Raw genomic sequence first — 1,566 nt, 5'->3', positions numbered from 1 at the left:
GATATAATCGTCGACAGCATTTGGCGATAGTACGTATCAGTCATTGCTTTTGCGTGGGTAGCGAGCATTTGCGCCCGCTCAATCTTTGGTATTCCTTTGTTCCACATAGCAGTCGCTAGCATCATTACCTTCGGGACTGTCAGGATTTCCGTGTGTGGGCGGGCATAATGGGTAAAGAGGAGATCCCATATGTCCCGACGCAAAGAACCTGCGATACCGAATGAGCTTCTCGACCAGTTGCTGGCGGGCGGTGCCGCGAGTGCTGCATTTGACCAAGGTGGCCTGCTCGATTCGCTGAAGAAGGCGCTGACCGAGCGCGCGTTGAACGCGGAGATGGATCATCACCTGGCCGGCCAGGACGGTGCCGGCAACACGCGCAACGGCTACGGTCGGAAGACCGTGATGACCGACACCGGCAAGCTGGCGATCGACGTGCCACGCGATCGTCAGGCGAGCTTCGATCCGCAGTTGATCGCCAAGTATCAGCGCCGCTTTCCCGGCTTCGACGACAAGATCGTGTCGATGTATGCGCGCGGCATGAGCACCCGCGAGATTACCGGGCATCTCCACGATCTGTACGGGATCGACGTGTCGCCGGATCTGATCAGCACGGTGACCGACGCCGTGCTCGACGAGGTGGCGACGTGGCAGCAGCGGCCGCTCGATCCGATCTACCCGCTGGTTTTCTTCGACGCGATCCGGGTCAAGATCCGCGACGAGGGCATAGTTCGCAACAAAGCCATTCACATCGCGCTGGGCGTTCGCGCCGACGGCGCGAAGGAGGTCCTCGGCCTGTGGCTCGAGCAGAATGAGGGTGCGAAGTTCTGGCTGCGGGTAATGAACGAGCTGCGCAACCGCGGCACCGAGGATATCCTGCTCGCCGTCGTCGATGGCCTCAAGGGCTTCCCCGAGGCGATCACCGCCGTCTTCCCCGACGCGATCGTCCAAACGTGCATCGTGCATCTGCTCAGGAACTCGATGGACTTCGTGTCCTGGAAAGACCGCAAGAACCTCGCCAGCGCGCTCAAGGAGATTTACCGCGCGCCCAGCGCAGAGGCGGCCGAACAGGCGCTGAGCGCGTTTGAGGCCGGCCCCTGGGGCCAACGCTATCCTGCCATCGGCCAAAGCTGGCGGCGCGCCTGGGGCGAAGTGATCCCGTTCTTTGCGTTCCCCGACGAGGTCCGCCGGATCGTCTACACCACAAATGCGATCGAGGCTTTGAACTCGAAGCTCAGACGCGCCGTCCGCGCCAGGGGCCATTTTCCCAGCGACGAGGCTGCCACCAAGCTGCTCTATCTGATCTTGAACCGATCGGAGAAAGAGTGGAAAATGCCGCCACGGGAGTGGTCCATGGCCAAGGCCCAGTTCGCCGTCATCTTCGGCGAGCGCTTCATCAGGGCCATGGCGGCGTAATGTTCAACCGCCCGCCCACACACGGAAATCCTGACAGTGCCCGCACCGGCGCCGTCCCGCGCAGCCAACGGCACCGGGCTGAATGATCGCCGAACGGCCCTTACAGGTGGAAACCTGCGTAATATCCGAACCTCCCGACGGTCGCGTAGCCCG

1 protein-coding gene is annotated in these 1,566 nt (G+C 61.9%); it reads left to right on the top strand.

What is annotated here, in order from left to right:
• Positions 1–189 precede the first annotated feature (189 nt).
• Entirely contained in the window at positions 190–1,413 is a 1,224-nt protein-coding gene (locus AACY52_RS28370) for an IS256 family transposase (protein WP_112921552.1), read from the top strand.
• Positions 1,414–1,566 lie beyond the last annotated feature (153 nt).

It is taken from the genome of Pseudomonas sp. EA_65y_Pfl1_P113, from assembly GCF_963970525.1.
Classification (GTDB): domain Bacteria; phylum Pseudomonadota; class Gammaproteobacteria; order Pseudomonadales; family Pseudomonadaceae; genus Aquipseudomonas; species Aquipseudomonas tritici.
The sequence above is the reverse complement of the archived record's forward strand: the minus strand, read 5'-3'. Positions and strand labels throughout refer to the sequence as shown.

Excerpts from the sequence above, each read along its gene's own strand:
- AACY52_RS28370 (WP_112921552.1), top strand. The coding sequence starts at position 190 with ATGTCCCGACGCAAAGAACCTGCGATACCGAATGAGCTTCTCGACCAG.